This window comes from Sphingobium sp. CR28 (assembly GCF_052327305.1).
Classification (GTDB): domain Bacteria; phylum Pseudomonadota; class Alphaproteobacteria; order Sphingomonadales; family Sphingomonadaceae; genus Sphingobium.
The window spans coordinates 1,096,949-1,117,863 of sequence record NZ_CP182486.1 but is presented as its reverse complement, the minus strand read 5'-3'; the positions used below and the strand labels follow the sequence as shown (position 1 = coordinate 1,117,863).

The window sequence follows — 20,915 nt, the reverse complement described above, 5'->3', positions numbered from 1 at the left end:
TCGCGCTCACTCCGCCGCGAGGAGCGCTTCCGCCGACTGAAGATCGACGGAGACGAGGCGGCTGATGCCACGCTCGATCATGGTCACGCCGAAGAGGCGGTGCATCCGGCTCATGGTCACGGCGTTATGCGTGACAATCAGATAGCGCGTGCGGGTATCCTGCACCATCCGGTCGAGCAGATCGCAGAAACGCTCGATATTGGCATCGTCGAGTGGCGCATCGACTTCGTCCAGCACGCAGATAGGTGCCGGTTTGGTTAAAAATAGGCCGAAGATAAGTGCAACTGCGGTAAGCGCTTGTTCGCCGCCCGAAAGAAGCGTGAGCGACGTCAAGCGCTTGCCCGGCGGCTGCGCCATGATTTCTAGCCCCGCCTCAAGAGGATCGTCGCTATCGACCAGCTCCAGATGCGCCGCGCCGCCTTCGAACAAGGTGGTGAAGAGGCGCTGAAAATGGCCATTCACGGCCTCGAAGGCAGCCAGCAGGCGCTGGCGCCCTTCGCGATTGAGGTTGCCGATCGAGCCGCGCAACTGGTGGATCGCCTGAGTGAGTTCTTCGCTTTCCGCACGACTTACGGAGAGGGTTTCCTCAATCTCGGCCAGTTCGCGGGCAGCGACAAGGTTGACCGGGCCAAGCCGCTCGCGATCGGCCGTCAGCTTGTCGAGCATGGCTTGCTCGGCGCCCGGAGTGCCGACCTCGGCGCTTTCGAAGCCTAGCTTGCCGGGGAGAACGGGGGGAGGACAGGAGAAACGCTCGCCGCATAGCTGACCGATCTCGGTGCGGCGTTGCACGGCATGCTCGGCCCTCGCCTGCGCGCCCGCGCGCGCCTCTCGTGCGGACGAAAGCGCCTCATTGGCAGCGGCCAGCATTGCCTCCGCGTCCGTGAGCGACCGGGCGGCGGTGGTCTCCGCCGCTTCGGCAGCGGAGAACGCCTCCTCCCGCTCCTGAGCGGTCTCCGCGATCAGCGCGAGCGACCGGGCCAGCTCCTCCGGCTTCCCGGCGTTCTCCTCAAGGTCTCGGGTAAGACTGGCGGCGCGTGCCGTCATGTCCGCAATGCGGCGTGCGGCATCGCCTGCGCGCGAGCGCCAGCCCGAAATCTCCGACCGGATTGCGCCCTGCCGTTCCTTGTCCGTCGCGATCGCGCGATCGACCATGGCCTGTTCGGCGCGCAGCCGGGCAAGCGCTTCCCGCGCATCCTCACTGGCGCGGCTGAGGGCAGCGACCTCGTCCGCAGTGCCGCTGGCATCGGGCAGGGCGGCCCTCGCTTCCTCCGCTAGCGTCAGTTCCTTCTCGGCGGCTTCGCGATCCCGCGCGATCTCCTCGGCGCGCCGGTCCAGATCCGCGCGTTTCTCCGCCACACGCTCGATGAGAATCGCGACTTCGCCCAGAGTGCGGTCGGCCGCACGCAACGCCTCGTGCGCGGCGCTGAGCCCCTGACGCGCCGCGCGTTCCTCGGCCAGTCCATCGCGCAGCGCGGCCTCGGCTGCAGCGAAAGTGGCATTGGCCGTGGCGACAGCTTGCTCATGGGCGGGCAGTTCGGCCCCGATCGCATCGAGCCGGTTGAGGCGGATCAGCCGCTCGGCCGTCGCGGCGCCGCCTTCCTCGACGATAAAGCCGTCCCACCGGCGCAGGCGCCCATCGCGCGTGACGAGGCGCTGGCCGACGTGGAGAGGCTGCCCATCGTCCTGCGGCGCGACCATGATCTGGGCAAGGCGGCGGGCAAGCGCCGCTGGTGCCTCGACATGGGCGGCAAGGCGCGTGCAGCCTTCCGGCGGGGCGGGGTCCAGAGCAGTGATCGCAGCGCCTGCCCAGCGCGCGGCGCCTGCCTCGAAACCAGCCTCAAGATCGTCCCCCAGCGCGGCAGCGAGCGCGCGCTCATAGCCCGGCGCGACCCGGACATGATCGACTGCCCGATCCGCCGTGCTTGTCCGTGCGGTCGCTTTGCGCATCGCGGTGGCCTCGCTCTCGATTGCGGCGAGCGTCGCCTTGCTGGTTGCGACGGCACGCTGGGCGGAGGCCTGAGCCTCGCCTGCCGCGTTGCGCGCCGTCTCCGCGAGCGTGATCCGGGCTTCGGCTCCCTCGCGTTCCTTCAGGGCCGTTTCGCGCGCGGCCTGCGCGGCGTCACGGCGTGCGGCGATCGGGTCGGGATCGGGCAGGGCGGCATAGGCGCCGTCCAGCCGCTGGCGTTCGCCGTCGATCCGCTGGATGCGCTGCCGAGCGGCGGCAAGCGCGGCGTCGGCCACGCGGTGCTCGGCCTGCTCGCTCGCCTGACGGGACAGGGTCTGGGCCAGCGCCACGTCCGCGTCCCGTCCGGCGCTTTCGGCGGCGGCAATGCGAGTGGCGAACTCCGGCCGGGCCGCGTTCGCTTCCTTGATCCGGACACTGACCGCCTGCTCCTCGGCCTCCAGCCGCTCGATGGCGGCGGCGGCATCCTGCGCGAGACTGCCTTCGCGGTCCTGATCCGCGCCGATCTGGGCGATCTGCGCGTCCACATCGGCAAGCCGGCGGACGAGCGCATCCCGTTCGGCCGCGACACGTTCTGCGCGATGTCGGGCCTCGCTGGCTGCGTCTCGCGCCGCGGCGGCGGCGGTGCGGGCCTGCGCGAGAAGCGTGATGCGCTGCTGGGTAATCGCGGCGGCGCCGAGCTGTGCTTCCTGCGCCGCGCGAACCGCCCCGTCCGCCGTCTCGGCCTGACGCGCGGCCTCGTCCGCCATGGTCGCGGCCTCGCGGTGGCGGGCGAACAGCGTGCGCCCCTCGGCAAGGATGATTCGCTCGCTCAGCTCGACATAGCGCTCGGCGGCTTTCGCCTGACGCTTGAGCGAGGCCGCGCGGCCCTCCATTTCGGTAAGAATATCGGCCAGTCGGGTGAGATTGGCCTCAGTAGCGCGCAGTTTCTGCTCAGCATCCTTGCGGCGCACATGAAGGCCGGAAATGCCTGCCGCCTCTTCCAGCATCGCACGGCGCTCGGCGGGCTTCGCCGCGATGACGGCAGCAATGCGGCCCTGACTGACCAGCGCGGGACTGTGCGCCCCGGTGGCGGCGTCGGCGAAGATCAGCGCCACATCCTTGGCGCGAACGTCCCGTCCATTGACCCGGTAAGCGCTGCCGGCACCCCGCTCGATGCGGCGGGTGACTTCCAGTTCGCCTTCCGGCCCCAGCTCGACCGAGGGAAGGGACTCGCCCGGTTCCTGCGACGCACCTAGATTGACTTCCGCGAAGTCGCGGGGCGGGCGATTGGCGGTGCCGGCGAAAATCACATCGTCCATGCCGCCGCCGCGCATGGACTTGGCGCTTGATTCGCCCATCACCCAGCGAATGGCTTCCAGCAGATTGGATTTGCCGCATCCATTCGGGCCGACGATGCCGGTCAGGCCCGGCGCGATCGTCAGCTCCGTCGGCTCGACGAAACTCTTGAAACCTGTGAGCTTGAGGCGGTGGAACTGCATGGCTCAGTCGCGTGCGGAGACGAGCTGGGCGCCCGGCAAAAGCGCCGGTGCGCTATACTTAACCTCGCTGGCCCCCCGCGCGGCCAATCAGCCGCCTGCGTCCGCGAGGCGCTTGTCGAGCGCGTCCCAGCTCGCCGTGTCTGGCAGGAGCGTACCGTTGAGTAGGAAGCTGGGCGTGCCCTGAATGGAGTATTGGGCATTCGCCTTCTCGACATGAGCCGCCAGTGTCTCTGCCGCCTTGAGATCGGCAAGGCAGGTGCGCGCCTTGTCTTCCGCGACGCCGCGCTGCTTGGCGAACTCCACCAGATCCCCCAGCTGTGCAAGCTGAGTGAACCGGCTTGCCGGCGGTGCGGTCATCGCTGCCTGCTGAGCGGCTTCGCCCTTCTTCTGCAGGGCGTCGAACATCGCAGCCTGATTCGAGAAGAACTGGTTTGAGAGCGGGAAGAACGCGTCCTTACCGCTGCACCGCGCGAGGAGCGCGATGGAGAGATCGAGCGGATCGCGAATATAGTTGCGGAATTCGTAGCTGACCTTGCCGGTCTCGACATACTTCTTCACCAGCTCGGGCTCGCCGTTCATGGCGAAATCGGCGCAGTGCGAGCAGGTGTAGGACGCAAATTCGACGATCTTGAGCGGCGCATCCGGATTGCCCATGCGCAGGCCACCTTCCGGCGTCTCCACAACCTGCTCCGACCAGCTCGTGCCTGCAGGCGGGGCCTTCGCAGCGACGGGAGCGGCCTTCGTGGACGTGCTGCCGTCCTCGGACTTGCCGCAGGCCGAAAGCGCGAGCGCTCCGGCGAGAAGCGGAAAGGCATAAGCGGCGAGGGAGCGGCGTGTCATCGGGGGGCTGAGCCTCTATTTTGAACTTAAGTAAGGGCGCAGGGTCTAAATCAGTTAGCCGCGCCGGGCAATGCCGGCAGGGCAGGCTTGAGGCTGGCCCAGTCATGGCTGGACGGCTGCGGCTTGCCATCGACCAGGAAGAAAGGCGTTCCGCTGATCTTGCGGGTCTCCCAGGCATCCTTCGTCATCGCGAGCACGCTCTGCATCTGCGCCTTGTCCGCCAGACATGCCTTTTGCGCGGCAGGCGTGAGGCCGCGCCTGGCGAGAAGATCGCCAAGGCCGGTTTTTTCCGCGATGTCCTGCATCGTCGCGACCTGATCGGTGCTGGCGGACTTGTCTCGCGTTTCTTCATAGCTCTGAAGCTTGGGCATCCAGGCATTGAAGTTATTGAAGAGCGCCTCGTGATTGGTGACGAAGCGCGCCTTGCCGCCGCAGCGGGCAAGAAGAGCGGCGGTCAGATCATAGGGATCGCGCACGGCGTTCCGAAACTCGATCGCGACCAGCCCGCGCCGAATCCAGCCTGTGCGCAGCGGCCCCATCCCATCGACCATGAACTGCGCGCAGTGCGAGCAGGTGTAAGAGAAATATTCGACCAGCCGCGTTTTTGCCTTGGGGTTGCCGAGCAGGAAGGCGCCGCCGGGGAGCTGGTTGACGACCCGGTTCCAGTCGGTGGCCGGAGCGGTCTGCGCACTGGCGGGTGCGGGAAGCGCAGCTGGCATAACGCTAATAGCGAGCGCGGCGGCGATGCGAACAATGGCGGATGGGAACGTCATTTGTAGTCCAGTCCTGTATACGATCAGCTGATGCGGGGCACAGCGCCGGGGGTATTGAGCCCACGCGCGAGCGATTCGAGTACGGCACGCAGCTCGGGATCCGAGACTTCGCGCAGACCCTCGCCAAGCTCCTCTGGTATCGGGCGGAGCATCGGCGCGGGCGGCCGGTCGAGTGGCTCGGCGCGCATCACGCGACCCTGGCGAATGGCGACGCGGGAGACGGCGGCATAGCCGAAGAAGCGGTTCACCCGTTCGATGATCTCCGGCACCATGTGCTGGATGATAGGGCCGTGGCCGCTTGCGACGAGCAGGTTGAGCGTGCCGCCCGAACGACGTCCGGCGGGGAAGCGGATCGACTCGGGAGCGGTCAGATCGGCATGGGTCCGGCCGACGATTTCCGCCCAGCGCGTGACGATGCTGGACTGGATGAAACCGAACTTGCGAAAGGCTGCCCGGCCGATGTCCGGCATGAGGTCCGCGATCGCGCGCGGAGCGCCGACCCTAGGCCGCTCGGCTTCCGGTTCGGCGCGCGGTTTACGCGGGATGCTGGTGGTGCGATCCGGGCTTTTGGTCATCGCGCGCTCATGCCATAGCCGCCGCATGGGCGCCACAGACATTCGATCGGACCCGGACAGGAAAGCGCCTCCGGAAGGCTCTCAGGTCGCAGCGAAACTCCTCGCTCATTATGATCGCCACGCCCGGCGTCTGCCCTGGCGCGCAATGCCGGGCGAGCCGCCGATGGATGCCTATAAGGTGTGGCTCTCGGAGATCATGCTCCAGCAGACGACCGTGGCGGCGGTGATCCCCTATTTCGAGCGATTTACGACGCGCTGGCCGACCGTGCAGGCGCTGGCGAATGTGGACGATGCCGATCTGATGGCCGCCTGGGCCGGGCTTGGATATTATGCGCGTGCCCGCAATCTTCTTGCCTGTGCGCGGGTGGTGGCAAATGGGCGCGCCGGGCAGTTCCCGGAGGATGAGGCGACGCTCCGCACATTGCCGGGCATTGGCGCCTATACCGCCGCCGCAATCTCCGCGATTGCCTTTGGCCGGCGCGCCGTGGTGCTGGACGGCAATGTCGAACGCGTGGTGGCCCGCCTTGCCGCGATCGGGACGCCGCTGCCGGGGGCGAAGAAGGAAATCGCCGCAGTCGCCGATTCGCTGACGCCGGATGAGCGCGCGGGCGACTTCGCACAGGCCATGATGGACCTTGGCGCGACCATTTGCACGCCGCGCTCGCCCGATTGCCCCTCCTGCCCGATCGCTGAAGGGTGCGAGGCGCGTGCGCTCGGCAACCCGGCGGATTATCCGGTCAAGGCACCGAAGAAAGTGCGGCCGACCCGCCATGGCGCCGCGTGGTGGGTGGAGGCGCAGGGCCAGGTCTGGATTGTTCGACGTCCCGATAGGGGCCTGTTGGGGGGCATGAATGCGCTGCCGACCAGCGACTGGGAACAGTTGCCCGCCACCAGAGCAGTCCCCCTCGCTGGCGCATGGCGGATCGCGAACCAGCCGGTAGTGCATGTCTTCACGCATTTCCGGCTCGACCTCGTGGTCGCGCGCCTCGACCTCTCGGGCATGCCGGACGCGGCAACAATGAGATCGGCATTCGGTGATGGCGGCTGGTGGCCGGTCGAGCGCCTGGCGCAAGCGGGGCTTCCCACGCTTTTCTCCAAGGCGGCGGATGCCGCGCGGGCGCTCGCGCCGCAGGGGAAGTGCGCGGCGTGAGCGGGCGAGCTGTGGCGTGGCTCCATGCCTGTGCCCGCGCGGCGCTGGACCCATAGTGGCCGGGATCGAGACGGGCGAGGGACGAACGCCCCGTTGCGTGGCCCGCCTTCAATCACTACATCGCCTCCCTCGTCGCGCGGACAAGATAGACAAACCGCCTAGTCACGGACCTGATAAACCCCCATGCTTTCGCTCAATGATGCCAAGGATCGCGCCCAGTCACTCGTGGACGCAGCGCGCAGAGCCGGCGCCGACGCGGCCGACGCGGTCTATAGCTGCGACGCTTCTTCTCAGGTCTCGGTGCGCCTTGGGGTGCTGGAAGACGTCGAGTCGTCCGAATCAGAGCATATCGGCCTGCGCGCCTTCATCGGTCAACGTTCCGCGACCATCTCCTCGTCAGACCTTGCGCCCCGCACGCTCGCCACGCTGGTCGACCGGGTTATCGCCATGGCGAAGGAAGCGCCCGAAGACGCCTATGCCGGGCTGGCTCCCGAAGAGCGGCTGCTGCGCAAGAAGAAGCCGCAGCTCGACCTGGAGGATCGCGAGGAGCCCGACGCACAGGCGCTGCGCATGCGGGCGCTGGAATGCGAAGACGCGGCGCGGAGTACCGCCGGTGTCACGAACAGCGAGGGCGCCGGCGCCGGCCATGGCCGGGCGCAAATGGCGCTGGTGACGAGCCACGGCTTCGTGGGCGGTTATGCGGGCACGAGCCACTCGACCTGGGCGAGCGTGATTGCAGGCGAGGGCGCCTCCATGCAGCGCGACTATGCCAGCCACAGCATGCGCCATCTCGACGATCTGGACGAGGCCGCCGCGATCGGCGAGCGCGCCGGCTCCCGCGCAGTGGCGCGGCTCAATCCGCGCAAACTCGCCAGTGGCACGATGCCGGTGATTTTCGATCCGCGCGTTGGCTCCAGTCTCATCGGGCATCTGCTGGGCGCAGTGAGCGGGCCAAGCGTCACGCGGCGCTCGAGCTTCCTGCTCGAGTCTCTGGGCGAACGCGTCCTGCCGGAAAATCTCTCGATCATCGACGATCCGCTGCGCGAACGCGGGCTGCGCTCGCGACCGTTCGATGGGGAAGGTCTGCCGACCGGCCTCACCTCAATCGTGCGAAACGGCGTGCTGACCACCTGGCTGCTCGATAGCGCATCCGCGCGGCAACTGGGCGCAGCGCCGACTGGCCACGCCACACGCGGCGGTGGCGGCTCACCGGGCGTGGGGGCAACGAACGTTCATCTGGCGGGAGGCAATCTGCGCGCGCGGGATCTCTTCGCGGATGTGAAGCAGGGCCTCTATGTGACCGAACTCATCGGCCATGGCGTCAACCCCGTTACCGGCGACTATAGCCGAGGCGCATCGGGCTTCTTCATCGAGAATGGCAGCGTCTCCCATGCGGTTTCGGAGATCACCATCGCGGGCAATCTCAAGGATATGCTTGCAAATCTCATCGCCGCGGACGACCTTGAATTCCGCTATGCCATCAACGTGCCGACCTTGCGGGTCGACGGAATGACCATTGCCGGCGATTGACCTGTCCATTCTTCATGCGACGCTGAGCGCCGCCGATCACGCCGCGACCTGGGCGATGGAAAGCTGGGTCTGCGGCGCACCTGCCACAAATCACTGGGAAAAGACGCCGGGGCAACCGGTCTGCGATGCGGACATCGGGGTCGATCGCATCCTGCGCGAGCGGCTGGGCGCAGTGCTGCCAGGAGCTGGCTGGCTTTCCGAGGAAAGCGCGTCCTCGGCCGGACGGGCGAACGCGCGGCACGTCTGGGTCGTGGACCCGATAGACGGCACGCGGGACTATGTGCGTGGCCGGCCCGGCTGGGCGGTCTCCATCGCTCTGGTCGAGGATGGCGCGCCCGTGCTCGCCGCATTGGTAGCGCCCGCGCGAGGCGAGCGCTGGTGGGCGGCGACCGGGCAGGGCGCCTGGCGCAACGGAAAACGGCTGCGCGCGAGCACCCGCAAGACCTTGGCCGGTGCGCGCGTGCCCGCCGACGCGCTCGCGATGATCGACCGTGACCTCGTGATGGTCTCCAAGCCCAACAGCATTGCGCTGCGCATGGCCATGGTCGCGGCCGATGAAGCCGACCTGCTGGCCAGCGTGCGCTGGGGCGCTGAATGGGACATCGCGGCCGCCGCGATCATCGCAAGCGAGGCAGGAGCCACGGTGACCGACGCGCTGGGGCGTCCGCTCCGGTTCAACCGCGAGAACCCGGTCGCGCTGGGCGTGCTTTGCAGTGCGCCGGAGATCCACGCCACCGCAGTCCAGCGTCTGCGCGAAAGAGCGAAAGCCGTGATGCGGCTGCAGGACGATCCGGGCGCCTAGGCGGTATGGACACCTAAACAGCGTTCATGTCGCGCTAAGCTCAGGTTGCTATTGAAAAGATTGAGTGTCGGATCAGTAGCTTCTATGCGGCGATGCGATACAAGTTTTGGGAGAAGCTGAAAGTCCATGCGCCGAATCTCTAAAATCGCCTTGACCGGCCTCGTCACCGCCCTCGCGCTTCCCTCGGGTGCTGCGCTCGCGCAGGCCGCGCGGCCGTCCAGCTTCGCCATGTGCGGCGCATGCCATTCCGTTAAGGCTGGCGAGAATCGCCTGGGCCCGACCCTTGCGGGTGTTTCGGGGCGCAAGCCCGGCGCGGTCGCCGGCTTCAAATATTCGGCGGCCATGAAGGCAAAGAGCGGCAAATGGACCGACGCCGAGCTGGACAAGTTCCTTGCCAATCCGCGCGCAGCCTTGCCCGGCACGACTATGGCGTTTGCGGGCCAGAAGGATGCGGCCAAGCGCGCTGAGCTCGTCGCCTATCTCAAGACCCTGAAGTAAGATCGAAGCGGGCGCCCGGCATGACCGGGCGCTCTCTCATCCGTGCTCTTCCTGACTCAGCGTCCGGACCATATAGTGCGCGTCCGAGCCGTAGGTTTCCTGGCCTGAAGGCGGGAGCGCCGCCGTGCGGAAGCCGCGCATCTGCCAATAGCTCTCCGCGCCGTTGACGGCCACGAGCGCGATGTCGTGCAGGCCGCAGCGCCGCGCTTCCGCATCCACAAGGCCAAGAGCCTGCGCGCCGGCACCCGATCCACGGGCTTCCGGCAGCAGCGCAATATCATGCAGATAGATCACGTCGGGATGGGCGGGCAGGGCGCTTAAGGGCTCCCCGAGCGTCGGCGGGCTGCCGGCCTGCCATGGGTGAAAGACGAGAAAGCCCACGACAGTCTCCGCCGCAACGCAGGTGAAGCACCCCGCAGGGAAAAGCCTCAGCCGTTCGGCATAAATCTCCAGAGACTCTGCATAGCGGCCATGCACGCGCGCCGATATGGCCGTGACGGCAGGCAAATCATCCACCTGCATCGGGCGCCAGGAAGGTCGGCTCATCGCGGACGCTGCCAGAGCCCGACGTCGCGATCCGTCGTTCGATATTGGTTGCGGCGGGCCGCTTGCCATGCGGCCCGCGCGAGCCAACCATATTTCTCAGCGGAGGAGGTAAACTGACGGGCGGTCAGGGCGCCTTCTCCCGCTGCCTTCACCTTGCGGGCGATGTCGCCATAGATACCGGCGGCCGCAAGCACGGCCCAGGCCGACTGAAATGAAAGCGCAGGCGTGCCGGCGCGCGCGCTGGCCTCATAACGCGACGCCTGATCCGCGAGGCGCCCGGCAAGCAGGGCAAGCGCCGGACGAGATTGCGCCGCCATGAGATCGTCAGGGTCGATGCTTTGCTCGGTGAGCCAAAGCCGCGGCAAGTAGCAGCGACCGGCGGCGACATCTTCCCCGATGTCGCGGGCAATATTGGCGAGCTGGAACGCGATGCCGAGATCGCAAGCGCGATCCAGCGTCTGGTGATCGTCCGGCGCGACGCCCATTACGATCGCCATCATGCAGCCAACCGCGCCAGCGACATGATAGCAATAGGCCAGAAGATCCTGCTCGGTCTCCGGCCGCCAGCCCTCTGCATCCAGCGCGAAGCCGGTGATGAGATCCTCGACATAACGGTAGGGCAAAGAAACTTCGTCCATCACCTGGGCGAGCGCCGCAAAGCCGGGATCGTCCTCTGCCTCACCAGCTAATGCCTGCGCGGTGCGCCGCTCGATATCATCCAGGCGGACGAGGGGATCGACGGTTTCCGTCATCGCGCCGCCATGATCCTGCCCGTCCGCGATATCGTCGCACACGCGACACCAGGCGTAGAGTAGCCATGCCCGCTCGCGGGTTTCCCGATCGAACAGGTGGGAGGCGGCCGCGAAGCTGCGCGACCCCCGCGCGATGCTCTCGCGGGCGTGATCGACAAGAGCGGCCCGGTTCATACGATCAGAGTTGGCTCGCGCTCATCCGGAAGATCGTCTCATGGGGCTCGTAAGCCTCCATCGCCTCGATCAGATCAGAGAGCGTCTCGCGTGCGATGAGGATGCCGGCATGGGCAGGCCGGATAAAGCCGACCGCGTTCATATGCGCATTGAACGCGAGAAGCTGGTCATAAAATCCCGCGACATTGAGGAGGCCGACCGGTTTGGCGTGATAGCCAAGCTGGGCCCAGCTGATCGCCTCCCACAACTCGTCCATTGTGCCGACGCCGCCGGGCAGGGTCACGAAACCGTCCGAGAGAGACGTGAAGAGCGCCTTGCGCGCATGCATATCGGTCACGACATGCAATTCGGTGCAACCGGTATGCGCCACTTCCGCGCGAACCAGCGCCTGCGGAATGATCCCGATGACCTCGCCGCCCGCCTCAAGCGCGCCATCGGCCACGGCGCCCATGAGGCCAAGGCGCCCGCCACCATAGACCACCCCGATGCCCCGCTGAGCCAGCGTAGCACCGACTGCGCGGGCAGTGTCGACATAGAGGGGATCGGCCGGAGTCGCCGATCCGCAATAGACCGCGAGGCGGTTCAGTTCGTTCATGCCAGATCTTCCAACATCAGCCCGGCCGCAGCGCGCGCGGACCCGACGACGCCGGGGATTCCGGCGCCGGGATGCGTGCCTGCCCCCACGACGTAGAGATTGCTGATGACCTCATCGCGATTATGCGCGCGGAACCACGCGCTTTGCGTAAGAAGCGGCTCCAGGCTGAATGCGCTGCCATGATGCGCCGAAAGATCATGGGCGAAATCGCTGGGCGCATAATGGAACTGCACGGTGATCCGCGAGCGGATGTCCGGGATCAGCCTGCGCTCGATTTCATCGAGAATGCGCTCGGCAAGGATCGGCCCGGTCTTCTCCCAATCGATCGGCAGCTTGCCCATATGGGCGACCGGCGCCAGCGCGTAAAAGGTCGAGTGGCCGGGCGGCGCGAGATCAGGGTCCGTCACCGTGGGATGATGGAGATAAAGCGAAAAGTCGGCGGGCAGCACGCCATGATCGTAAATGTCGGAGAGCAGCTCCTTATAGCGCGGGCCGAACAGGATCATGTGATGGGGGATGCCCGGCCATGTGCCCTTTAGCCCGAAGTGCACGACGAACAGGCTCGGGCTCCAGCGCTTGCCGGCAAGCTTGCGGGCATAACGCTGCCCGCGCGGATGATCGCGTAGAAGGTCGGCATAGCTGTGCATCAGATCGGCATTGGTGGCGACGGCATCGGCCTCGATCCGCTCTCCCGACCGCAGGAGGACGCCGGTCGTCCGATCGCCGACCGTCTCGATCCGCTCCACGGCGTCCGCCAGCCGCACCGTCCCGCCGATACGCTCGAACTGCGTCACCATCGCGCGGACCAGCGCATTAGTGCCGCCCTTGGCGAACCAGACGCCGCCATCCTTCTCCAGCTTGTGAATGAGCGCGTAGATACTGCTGGTCGTCATGGGATTGCCCCCGACCAGCAGCGTATGGAAGGAGAGCGCTTGGCGTAGGCGTTCGTCCTTCACGAAGGAGGACACCATTGAATAGACCGAGCGCCACGCCTGATGCTCGGCAAGCGCCGGGGCAGCGCGGACCATTGTCTTGAAATCCAGGAACGGCACATGGCCGAGCTTCACATAGCCTTCCTCATAGACGGCCGCGGCATATTTGAGGAACTTGGCGTAACCCTCCACATCGGCGGGGTTGAGCCGGCTGATCTCGGCCGTCAGCGCAGCGTCGTCGTTCGAATAATCGAAGCTCGTGCCATCGGGCCAATGCAGGCGATAGAAGGGCATGACCGGCAGGAGCGTGACGTCGTTCGCCATCTCGTGGCCGGTGAGTCGCCAGAGCTGTGCCAGACAATCGGGATCGGTGATAACGGTCGGCCCCGCATCAAACACATGGCCCTCCCGCTCCCACACATAAGCGCGTCCACCGGGGCGATCCCGCGCCTCGACGACAGTGGTGGCAATGCCGGCGGACTGGAGGCGGATCGCCAGGGCCAGACCACCGAACCCGGCGCCGATGATGACGGCTTTTTTCACTTACTGTGGTGCTCCAAGTGCGGCGATAGCGCGGCGCAACGGCACCGGGGGACGCCCGCTGACGATGCGCAGCTTATCCCAGAAAGTTGATCGGCCGGCATAAAAGCGGGCGACGAGCGCGGGGTCAAGCCGATAGAAGCGCGCGAGGACGCGGTGGCGTTCAGCCGGCTCTGCCGCGCGGAACAGCATCGCGGCGAGAAGCCGGTAGAAGGCCTGGCCTTTCCAATGCTTCCGAGCGAGATCGCGTGTCGCAGCCAGCAGGCTCTCATGGCCAAGCTCGGGTTTTTCGGAAATATGGACGGCGACGCGGACGGCATCGGGCAGCGAATAGCCCGTGAGCGCATGGAAGAAGCCGGCGCCGACCCCGATACGCGGCACGGTCCCTGCAATAAGCGGCGCGACGTCACCGCCCATGCAGACAGGGAGAACGCCGGTCTCCGCTCGCCCGGCAGGCGTTCCGCGCCATCCTTTTGCCGACACATAGTCCGCGATGAGGCCGGACAGGCGCGGCACGTCCAGAGCGGGCTCGGTGGAATAATAGGTGTCCTCGACGAAGATTTCAGTCGCTGAAAAGGGCAGCAGATAGACGAACCGGTAGCCCTCCGACTGATCCACGGTCGCGTCCATGATTGTCGGGCGGGTCAGGCCATGGGGGGCGTCGAGCGTCCAGAGCTGGCCGAGAAATTTCTGCCAGCCGAGCTGCAGCCCCGGCATGTCATGCGCGCCGCGCGCGTCGATGACGGCCCCTGCCTGCACGCTTTGCCCGCTCGCGAGGCGAACGGCGTGAGGGGTTAGCTCCGTAGCGGCGTGCCCCAGCATTAGAGCATCAGCGGGCAAGGCGCGGCGCAGGGTAGCGTCCAGCCCGTCGCTCTCGATGCTGGCGTAACTGCCGGTGAGGGTGCGTGAGAAGTCAGCGAAACGCACATCATGACCGGACCATGCGCGCGTTACGAGCGGATCAACGAGCCAGCGATCCTCCGGTGCGACATCCTCACCGAAGAACGACCAGATATGATTGCCGCCCGCATGCGGGGCGCCGTCGATCAGCGCAAGGCGAAGCTCTGGTCGCCGCGCACGCAGCGCGAGCGCAAGCAGCCCGCCAGAAAGGCCGGCGCCAACGATAGCGATATCATAGGGCGCGGTGTCGTGAGAGGGGCGAGCCATTGGACCCGCCTTATCCTAGCCAGAGGCCCGCGCCTAGCGCGCTGGCGCAGGTGGACGCTCGTGCCTATAGGGGGGCATGGCCGTGCTTCCTTCCATCGTGGCTTCCATGATCGCGATGAGCGCGATCATTGCCATACGGTATCTTCTCTCAAGCGGCGGCTTTGCACTGGCGACGCGAGTCGCGCGGCCGGGCCTCTATACCGGGCAGCAGCGGCAGATCCGTCGCGAGATTGGCTGGTCGCTGGCGTCTGCCTTCGTTTATGGCGCGCCCGCCGGGCTGGTCGCCTGGGGCTGGCAGGCCAAGGGATGGACGCTGATCTACGCCGATCCTCGCGCTTTGCCGCTTTGGTATCTGCCCGTCTCGGTCGTTCTTTATCTCGTGCTTCACGATGCGTGGTTCTACTGGACCCACCGGCTGATGCATCGTCCGCGCTGGTTTCGCATCGCTCATGCCGTGCATCATGAAAGTCGCCCGCCGACGGCTTGGGCGGCCATGAACTTTCATCTGATCGAGGCTGTGACTGGCGCGATCGTGATCCCGCTCCTCGTCTTCGTCATCCCCATTCATGTTGCCGCGCTCGGGGTGGTGCTCGCGATCATGACGATTATGGGCGTCTCCAATCATATGGGGTGGGAGATGTTTCCCCGGTGGATCGTGCAGGGTCCGGCGGGAAAGTGGCTCATCACCGCTACGCACCATCAGCGCCATCATGAGCGCTACCTCTGCAATTTCGGGCTTTACTTCCGCTTCTGGGACAGGCTCTGCGGCACAGACGGCGGACTGGGAACACTTCCGGCGCGGACGAAGTAGGGCGAATGCGCGGAAGATTGCCAAGGAGTGCTGAGAAGAATCGGGGCGGGCAGGGACAGAGCCTGACCGCGCTGTTGGCCGGAGCGAGCTTGCTCATCGCCCTCCCGGCTACCGCTTTGGCCGATGCGTCCGCTGCCACCACGCAGCTCAGCATATCGTTCGAGGGGATGCGCTCCAGCAAGGGAATGGTGCGGGCGTGCCTGACCCGCGAACCGGCGTTTCTCCTGCGTTGCGATCAGGATCCCGCCTCATTCAAGGCGAGCGTCGAGGCGAGGCCGGGCGCGCACATCATATTCAGCGGCGTGCCCGCAGGCGATTATGCGCTGGCCGTGCTCCATGACGAGAACGGCAACTCCAAGGCCGACCGGCTACTGGGCATTCCCCGCGAAGGCGTGGGGTTCTCAGGCAATCCGGCTCTGATGTTCGGCCCGCCGAGTTTCGCGGCTGCGCGCTTCCACGTGTCCGGCCCCGCCATGAAGCAGGAAATCCGGATCAAATACTTCCTGTAACGCGCGGCGCTACCAGCGCGGCGGAAAGCTCATGCGCTGCCCCACTTCCTCAGAAGAGGTGCGCCGCTGTCGACATGGAAACCCTTGTGGATCGCCTCGATCACCACTTCGGCGCTGACTGGACGGCACATGAGAAAACCCTGACAGTGGGTGAGGCCCATCTCGCTCACATAGGCGAGCTGGCGCGGCGTCTCGATCCCCTCTGCAATCGTCTCCATGTCCAGCTGCTGGGCGAGGAAGGCAATGGCTGCGATGACGGCCCGGTCCTCCCGGTCCTCGCCTGCAGAGCGCACGAAGCTCTGATCGATCTTGACCGAATCGAAGCGGAACGAGCGCAGATAGGAAAGGCTCGAATAACCCGTGCCGAAATCGTCGAGCGACATGCGCACGCCCGCTGAGCGGAGCTGGCTCAGCAACATGTCCACCTGCGTGTCCCGCTCCAGAAAGAGCGATTCGGTCACTTCGATTTCAAGCCGGGAGGGCGAAAGTCCGCTGTTCAGCAGCGCGCCCATCACAGCATCCGACAACTCGCCGCCACGGAAGGACTGAGCAGAGATATTCACCGCGATCCGAACGTCGGCTGGCCATGTGGCGGCAGTGGCGCAGGCGGTCTGGAGCACGCGCCGGGTAAGCGCGCCGATGAGTCCGCTGCTTTCCGCGATGGGGATGAACTCGCCGGGAGAGATCGGGCCAAGAGAGGGGTGAGTCCAGCGAACCAGCGCTTCGCAGGTGGAGACCCGACCGGTCTTTATGTCGTAGATCGGCTGATAAACGACGGTCAGGAGATTATCGTCGATCGCCTGACGCAAGCCGTTCTCGAGCTGGCGGTTGCGCTCCAGCAAGTCCTTCATCGACCAGCGAAAGCGCTGCGCATTGTCGCGCCCGTGCTTCTTTGCCTCGAACAAGGCGAGGTCCGCATGCTGGAGCAACTCGACCTCTTCGTGCCCGTCAAAAGGCGCGATCGCGATGCCGACCGAAGACGAGACGCTGAGCTGGTGATGCGTAAGCTCGAAGGGCGCATGAAACGCAGCGACAATGTCCGCTGCCAGATGATCGGCCATTTCTTCCGAGGCATCGGGGCAGAGGATGACGAACTCGTCGCCGCCGAACCGCGCCACATGGCCTGCATCCCCGACGGTCGAGACGAGGCGGGAGGCCACTGCGCACAGCAGCTCATCGCCGACAATATGTCCCAGAAGATCGTTGATCGTCTTGAACCGGTCGAGATCGAGCCAGAGGATCGCCAGCGGCCGATCCTGATCGGTCCGGCGCTCATCCAGGAACAGATTGAGCCGAGCCTGCATCGCCATGCGGTTGTCGAGCCCGGTCAGGCGGTCATAGCGGGCGATCCGCTCATATTTGAGAGCGAGCCGGGACTTCTCCTGCTGCTCCACCAACGCCGCCATGAGCGTGCGGTGGATCGTCCGACTGATGTCGATCATGCCGAGGATCATGACGGCAAGGGTGATGCCGAGCATTGTCCAGGCGAGGCCGCCATGCATCCAGAGGCCAATGACGGTCGGCCCAAGAGCAAGGATCGTCTGGCCGATCGCGATTTCGACTCGCCCGGCGTTGCGACCGGATATGCCGCCCGAATAGCCTGCCGTCAGCGAGACGGCGAGCAGGTGGATCGCAATGTCGCTTTCCAACTGGAGGACGCAGAACGCCATGAGGCCGAGCATGCCCGCGTAGAGCCATGCGCCCATCTCGTAGAGACGTTCCCAATGCTTGGTGGAGGCAGCGTCTGCCCGTCGCCGGAAGTGATGGAATGAGAAAGCAGCGATCGTTCTCACGATGGCTATGACGCAGATCAGCGTCGCGAGCCAGGCTGCGGCGGGTGTGTGCGCCAGGACCGCGATGGTGACCGCGACCATGGTGCCGCACGCGGCGCCCGCGGCGAGGGACGTCGGCGACGCATAAAGGCTTTCGACGAGGCTGCGACGCAAATGGGGATCGTCCCGCGTTTGCGTGACGAGCGCTCGCGAGACCGAACCCAGCCAACCAAAGGTGCGACCCAATGACATACCCTCTCATAGCCTGAGGGGGACTTTCATTTAGTTAAGACAAGCGTAAGATTTTGTTAGGACTTCACTGAGCATCTGATGCTCGGTCGCATCGAAGGCGGGTCACCATGACCCTCGGGAAATGGCGCAGAACGGCCAATTTTCTCGAATTTCCAAAAATCGTTGTAATTGATAATGGTTCTCACTAACTGGTCTGCAGTTGGTGAAAATTAGGAATTATCGTGAAGGCGATGCCGGTTCGCGCAAGAAACTCCAGCAGTGCCGCAAAGGGCGTCGGCGCTATTGTCGAGCGTTCGGCAGGAGCGATGGCGTGATTGCTGCCGGCATCACGATGGCGGCAGGGGCGGTCCTGCTTCTTCGCTTGTCGTGGCAGCGAGCGGTCCGTTCGGCCATCTTCAACGCTGTCGCCTGGGCACTGCTTCTCGCCGCGCTGCTTGTCGGCGCGTGGGATGCCGGTGCCTGGGGGCTGACGGTGGTGTCGATCGGGGCGATTTGCGCCGCGCTTGCTCTGCTCGGCTGGGCGGCGTGGACGTCTCCGCAGGGCAAGTCCAAAGCATCGAGCCGGCGCGTTGACATGCTACCTGAGCCGGGCGAGCCGCGAATGATCGGCCGGCGCGTCCTGACATTCGTCCTGACCGTGCCGCTCGCCTTCATCGTCGTGATGCTGGTGAGCGTCGCAGCGCGCGGTGTCGCCGTCTCTGTCGGCTGGAACGAGGCCGACGCGAATGTTCTGACGCTGCTTCTGCTGCCGCTCCTCTGGGCAGTGCTGATGGCTCTGATGCTGCTCGAGACTCGCCGTATGCGGCAATATGCGATGCTGGCGCTGCCCGCGCTCGTCTCGGGCGGCGTGCTTATTGCCGGAGTAGGGCAATGAAAGCGGCTTTTGACAAGGAGATGGTGAAGCAGGGGCTGGCCAGCCATGCGGCGGTCGGTCTGCTCGCAGGCGCACTGCTCTACATCGTCTGCCTGACGGGCACGTTGTGCGTCTTTTATCAGGAGTGGCAGCGCGTCGAGCAGCGCGGCGTGCCGGAGATGACGGCCATCGCGCCGGATGCCGTGCAGAGGGGCGTGGCCGCCGTGCTGGCGAGTGAGGCGGGCAAGCCGAAGACGACGCATCTCTACGTGCATTTTCCGGTAGAAGCGCTTCCGCGCACGACGATCACGACGGACAGTCAGGCGGTCCATATCGATGCCAGCGGGCAGATTGCCGCGAAGGAGGAGAATGGCTGGTCCGAATTTCTCCTCGCACTTCACTATACGCTGAACATCCCGTCTCTCGTTGGCGTCACCCTTGTCGGCTTGCTTGGCGTTGCGATCCTCGCGCTGTCCATCTCCGGCGTGATCGCCCATCCACGCATCTTCCGGGATGCGTTTCGCCTGCGCATGCGGGACAAGGGCGGCGTGGGTCTGGCGGACTGGCATAACCGGCTGAGCGTCTGGACGCTGCCCTTCTCGATTGCGATTGCGCTGACCGGCGCGATGATCTGCCTTGCCTCTCTCGGCGCTTATGGCCTCGCGACGAAATATTATGGCGGGAACGTGGAGGCGGCCTATGCGCCTATTTTCGGGGGCGAAGGCAAGCCTGATCCCAAACCCGCCGACCTTCCAAATATTACGGCGGCAATGCGTGACTTCTCGGCGCGCGTGACGGGCGTGACGCCGACCTACATCATTCTGCACGACCCGCTGACGCAGGGCCAGCATATCCAGATCATCGCCGAGCATCCCCGGCGGCTGATCTATGGCGAAAATTACAATTACGATGCCAGCGGGCGCTACATCGGCAAGGCGGGGTTGTCTGACGGTGCGCTTGGCCAGCAGGCGGCGGCATCCACTTATAATCTGCATTTCGGCAATTTCGGCGGACTGACCGTGAAGATCGCTTACGCGGTGATGGGGCTTGCGCTTACTGCCATTTGCGCCACCGGCACCTATATCTGGCTTCGCAAACGCCGGCGCAGGGGTCTGGACGAGCCGCGCCTCATTGCAGCGTGGGATGGCGTTATATGGGGCACGCCGCTGGCGCTCTCCATCTGTTTCCTTGCGCGGGTAACCATTGGCAATGCCGTGCCGTTTGCTACCCTCTTTTGGGGAAGCGCGACGCTTTTCCTGCTTGCCTCGATCTTGATCGGCCGACGGTGGCCAGCGAAGCGGATCATGCAGGGAATGCTGGTCGCCGGATCGCTCGCGGGCGGCGTGATCGCGGCAGTCTGACTGCTTCAGCTACGCAGCAGCAGGCTCGAGTCGCCGTAGGAGTAGAAGCGATAGCCATTCGCGATGGCGTGGGCATAGGCCGCGTGCATTGTCTCTCGGCCCATCAGCGCGCTCACCAGCATGAAGAGGGTGGAGCGCGGCAAATGGAAGTTGGTCATGAGGCCGTCGACGCCCTGAAAGCGATAGCCCGGCGTGATGAAGATCCGCGTCTCCCCCGTGAAGGGGCGGATGATGCCGTCGTCCCCGCTCGCGCTTTCGATGAGGCGGAGCGCTGTGGTGCCCACCGCGATGACACGTCCGCCCCGCGCACGCACGGCATTGAGGCGATCGGCGGTCGGCGCGTCGATCATGCCCCACTCGGCATGCATCCGGTGGTCCTCTGTGTCATCGGCCTTCACCGGCAGAAACGTGCCCGCGCCGACATGGAGCGTCAGCATCGCCGTTTCGATGCCATGACTGGCAAGCGACTCCATCAGGTCCGGCGTGAAGTGCAGCGCGGCCGTCGGCGCAGCGACGGCTCCATCGCGCGCGGCGAACATGGTTTGGTAATCGCTGCGATCCTGCTCGTCCGTGGCGCGTTTGCTAGCGATATAGGGCGGCAGCGGCATGGTGCCGGCGCGTTCGAGCAGCAGCTCAACTGGCTCCTCGCCTTCGAACGCAAGGATGAACGAGCCGTCGGACTCGCGCGATTCCGCTACCGCGATCACGTCCTGGCCGAAATCGATGCGGTCGCCTGGACGGACGCGCTTCGCGTTCTTGAGGAAGGCTTCCCAGCGCCGCAGGTCGATCCGCTTGTGCAAGGTGGCGCCGATGCGGGCCTCGCCGCGCCTACCTTCAAGCTGAGCAGGGATGACGCGGGTGTCATTGAAGACGAGCATGTCTCCCGCGCGCAGCAGGGTAGGCAGATCATAAACATGATGGTCGCTTAGCGCGCCCTTTTCGACGCGCAGCAACCGGGCGCTGTCGCGCGGCACGGCCGGCCGAAGCGCGATGCGATCGGCCGGGAGATCGAAATCGAAGAGGTCGACGCGCATTTCGA

19 protein-coding genes are annotated in these 20,915 nt (G+C 65.5%); 8 read left to right on the top strand and 11 right to left on the bottom strand.

What is annotated here, in order from left to right:
- Positions 1-6: 6 nt before the first annotated feature.
- The 4 genes from smc to ACNAOH_RS05195 all read right to left on the bottom strand — a co-directional run bounded on the left by smc (position 7) and on the right by ACNAOH_RS05195 (position 5,632).
- Positions 7-3,444, bottom strand: a complete 3,438-nt coding sequence (gene smc / locus ACNAOH_RS05210; RefSeq protein WP_443971700.1) for a chromosome segregation protein SMC — start codon at positions 3,442-3,444, stop codon at positions 7-9.
- Between the two features lie 87 nt (positions 3,445-3,531).
- Positions 3,532-4,284, bottom strand: a complete 753-nt coding sequence (locus ACNAOH_RS05205) for a DsbA family protein (RefSeq protein ID WP_443971699.1) — start codon at positions 4,282-4,284, stop codon at positions 3,532-3,534.
- A gap of 50 nt (positions 4,285-4,334) precedes the next feature.
- Complete coding sequence (locus tag ACNAOH_RS05200; RefSeq protein WP_443971698.1) at positions 4,335-5,057, bottom strand: DsbA family protein; 723 nt, start codon at positions 5,055-5,057, stop codon at positions 4,335-4,337.
- Between the two features lie 23 nt (positions 5,058-5,080).
- Positions 5,081-5,632: a DUF721 domain-containing protein gene (locus ACNAOH_RS05195; protein WP_443971697.1), complete on the bottom strand. Its 552-nt coding sequence runs from the start codon at positions 5,630-5,632 to the stop codon at positions 5,081-5,083.
- A gap of 25 nt (positions 5,633-5,657) precedes the next feature.
- Between ACNAOH_RS05195 and mutY the strand changes: the two genes are divergently transcribed.
- The 4 genes from mutY to ACNAOH_RS05175 all read left to right on the top strand — a co-directional run bounded on the left by mutY (position 5,658) and on the right by ACNAOH_RS05175 (position 9,612).
- Positions 5,658-6,782 (top strand): A/G-specific adenine glycosylase, encoded by a 1,125-nt coding sequence (gene mutY, locus ACNAOH_RS05190; RefSeq protein ID WP_443971696.1) that lies wholly within the window; start codon positions 5,658-5,660, stop codon positions 6,780-6,782.
- Between the two features lie 183 nt (positions 6,783-6,965).
- Positions 6,966-8,312 carry a TldD/PmbA family protein gene (locus ACNAOH_RS05185; RefSeq protein WP_443971695.1) on the top strand — a complete coding sequence of 449 codons (1,347 nt, stop codon included), beginning with the start codon at positions 6,966-6,968 and terminating at the stop codon, positions 8,310-8,312.
- Positions 8,299-9,114, top strand: coding sequence for an inositol monophosphatase family protein (locus ACNAOH_RS05180; RefSeq protein WP_443971694.1), 816 nt, complete (start codon positions 8,299-8,301; stop codon positions 9,112-9,114). Before ACNAOH_RS05185 ends, ACNAOH_RS05180 begins: the two co-directional genes overlap by 14 nt.
- A 126-nt stretch (positions 9,115-9,240) precedes the next feature.
- A complete protein-coding gene (locus tag ACNAOH_RS05175) occupies positions 9,241-9,612 on the top strand; it encodes a c-type cytochrome (RefSeq protein WP_443971693.1) in 372 nt (123 codons plus the stop codon).
- A gap of 36 nt (positions 9,613-9,648) precedes the next feature.
- Here ACNAOH_RS05175 and ACNAOH_RS05170 read toward each other — a convergent pair whose 3' ends face one another.
- Genes ACNAOH_RS05170 through crtY form a run of 5 tightly spaced genes read right to left on the bottom strand, consistent with a single transcriptional unit; the run spans position 9,649 to position 14,318 of the window.
- Positions 9,649-10,158, bottom strand: coding sequence for a GNAT family N-acetyltransferase (locus tag ACNAOH_RS05170; protein WP_443971692.1), 510 nt, complete (start codon positions 10,156-10,158; stop codon positions 9,649-9,651).
- Entirely contained in the window at positions 10,155-11,084 is a 930-nt protein-coding gene (locus tag ACNAOH_RS05165) for a phytoene/squalene synthase family protein (RefSeq protein ID WP_443971691.1), read from the bottom strand. The genes ACNAOH_RS05170 and ACNAOH_RS05165 overlap by 4 nt, the downstream gene beginning before the upstream one ends.
- A gap of 4 nt (positions 11,085-11,088) precedes the next feature.
- A complete protein-coding gene (locus ACNAOH_RS05160) occupies positions 11,089-11,670 on the bottom strand; it encodes a TIGR00730 family Rossman fold protein (RefSeq protein ID WP_443972051.1) in 582 nt (193 codons plus the stop codon).
- 5 nt (positions 11,671-11,675) lie between these two features.
- Entirely contained in the window at positions 11,676-13,154 is a 1,479-nt protein-coding gene (locus ACNAOH_RS05155; RefSeq protein WP_443971690.1) for a phytoene desaturase, read from the bottom strand.
- Positions 13,155-14,318: a lycopene beta-cyclase CrtY gene (crtY, locus tag ACNAOH_RS05150; RefSeq protein ID WP_443971689.1), complete on the bottom strand. Its 1,164-nt coding sequence runs from the start codon at positions 14,316-14,318 to the stop codon at positions 13,155-13,157.
- A 76-nt stretch (positions 14,319-14,394) separates the two neighbouring features.
- Here crtY and ACNAOH_RS05145 point away from each other — a divergent pair, with 76 nt between their 5' ends.
- Together ACNAOH_RS05145 and ACNAOH_RS05140 are read left to right on the top strand one after the other, a co-directional pair.
- Complete coding sequence (locus ACNAOH_RS05145) at positions 14,395-15,129, top strand: sterol desaturase family protein (protein WP_443971688.1); 735 nt, start codon at positions 14,395-14,397, stop codon at positions 15,127-15,129.
- A gap of 17 nt (positions 15,130-15,146) precedes the next feature.
- On the top strand, positions 15,147-15,638 hold the full coding sequence (locus ACNAOH_RS05140) for a DUF2141 domain-containing protein (protein ID WP_443971687.1): 492 nt from the start codon (positions 15,147-15,149) through the stop codon (positions 15,636-15,638).
- 29 nt (positions 15,639-15,667) lie between these two features.
- On the opposite strand, the gene ACNAOH_RS05135 is transcribed toward ACNAOH_RS05140, so the two are convergent.
- On the bottom strand, positions 15,668-17,662 hold the full coding sequence (locus ACNAOH_RS05135; protein ID WP_443971686.1) for a putative bifunctional diguanylate cyclase/phosphodiesterase: 1,995 nt from the start codon (positions 17,660-17,662) through the stop codon (positions 15,668-15,670).
- Positions 17,663-17,972: 310 nt separating this feature from the next.
- Between ACNAOH_RS05135 and ACNAOH_RS05130 the strand changes: the two genes are divergently transcribed.
- Together ACNAOH_RS05130 and ACNAOH_RS05125 are read left to right on the top strand one after the other, a co-directional pair.
- On the top strand, positions 17,973-18,536 hold the full coding sequence (locus ACNAOH_RS05130; protein WP_443971685.1) for a hypothetical protein: 564 nt from the start codon (positions 17,973-17,975) through the stop codon (positions 18,534-18,536).
- Positions 18,533-19,876 (top strand): PepSY-associated TM helix domain-containing protein, encoded by a 1,344-nt coding sequence (locus ACNAOH_RS05125; protein ID WP_443971684.1) that lies wholly within the window; start codon positions 18,533-18,535, stop codon positions 19,874-19,876. Before ACNAOH_RS05130 ends, ACNAOH_RS05125 begins: the two co-directional genes overlap by 4 nt.
- A gap of 5 nt (positions 19,877-19,881) precedes the next feature.
- On the opposite strand, the gene queA is transcribed toward ACNAOH_RS05125, so the two are convergent.
- Positions 19,882-20,910, bottom strand: coding sequence for a tRNA preQ1(34) S-adenosylmethionine ribosyltransferase-isomerase QueA (queA, locus tag ACNAOH_RS05120; RefSeq protein WP_443971683.1), 1,029 nt, complete (start codon positions 20,908-20,910; stop codon positions 19,882-19,884).
- Between the last annotated feature and the right edge of the window lie 5 nt (positions 20,911-20,915).

What these genes read in the sequence shown, in the direction of transcription:
- mutY (WP_443971696.1), top strand. Translation starts at nt 5,658, where the DNA reads ATGGGCGCCACAGACATTCGATCGGACCCGGACAGGAAAGCGCCTCCG.
- ACNAOH_RS05135 (WP_443971686.1), bottom strand. Translation starts at nt 17,662, where the DNA reads ATGTCATTGGGTCGCACCTTTGGTTGGCTGGGTTCGGTCTCGCGAGCG.
- ACNAOH_RS05125 (WP_443971684.1), top strand. Translation starts at nt 18,533, where the DNA reads ATGAAAGCGGCTTTTGACAAGGAGATGGTGAAGCAGGGGCTGGCCAGC.
- ACNAOH_RS05195 (WP_443971697.1), bottom strand. Translation starts at nt 5,632, where the DNA reads ATGACCAAAAGCCCGGATCGCACCACCAGCATCCCGCGTAAACCGCGC.
- ACNAOH_RS05165 (WP_443971691.1), bottom strand. Translation starts at nt 11,084, where the DNA reads ATGAACCGGGCCGCTCTTGTCGATCACGCCCGCGAGAGCATCGCGCGG.
- ACNAOH_RS05175 (WP_443971693.1), top strand. Translation starts at nt 9,241, where the DNA reads ATGCGCCGAATCTCTAAAATCGCCTTGACCGGCCTCGTCACCGCCCTC.
- queA (WP_443971683.1), bottom strand. Translation starts at nt 20,910, where the DNA reads ATGCGCGTCGACCTCTTCGATTTCGATCTCCCGGCCGATCGCATCGCG.
- ACNAOH_RS05200 (WP_443971698.1), bottom strand. Translation starts at nt 5,057, where the DNA reads ATGACGTTCCCATCCGCCATTGTTCGCATCGCCGCCGCGCTCGCTATT.
- ACNAOH_RS05170 (WP_443971692.1), bottom strand. Translation starts at nt 10,158, where the DNA reads ATGAGCCGACCTTCCTGGCGCCCGATGCAGGTGGATGATTTGCCTGCC.
- ACNAOH_RS05205 (WP_443971699.1), bottom strand. Translation starts at nt 4,284, where the DNA reads ATGACACGCCGCTCCCTCGCCGCTTATGCCTTTCCGCTTCTCGCCGGA.
- crtY (WP_443971689.1), bottom strand. Translation starts at nt 14,318, where the DNA reads ATGGCTCGCCCCTCTCACGACACCGCGCCCTATGATATCGCTATCGTT.
- ACNAOH_RS05185 (WP_443971695.1), top strand. Translation starts at nt 6,966, where the DNA reads ATGCTTTCGCTCAATGATGCCAAGGATCGCGCCCAGTCACTCGTGGAC.
- smc (WP_443971700.1), bottom strand. Translation starts at nt 3,444, where the DNA reads ATGCAGTTCCACCGCCTCAAGCTCACAGGTTTCAAGAGTTTCGTCGAG.
- ACNAOH_RS05145 (WP_443971688.1), top strand. Translation starts at nt 14,395, where the DNA reads ATGGCCGTGCTTCCTTCCATCGTGGCTTCCATGATCGCGATGAGCGCG.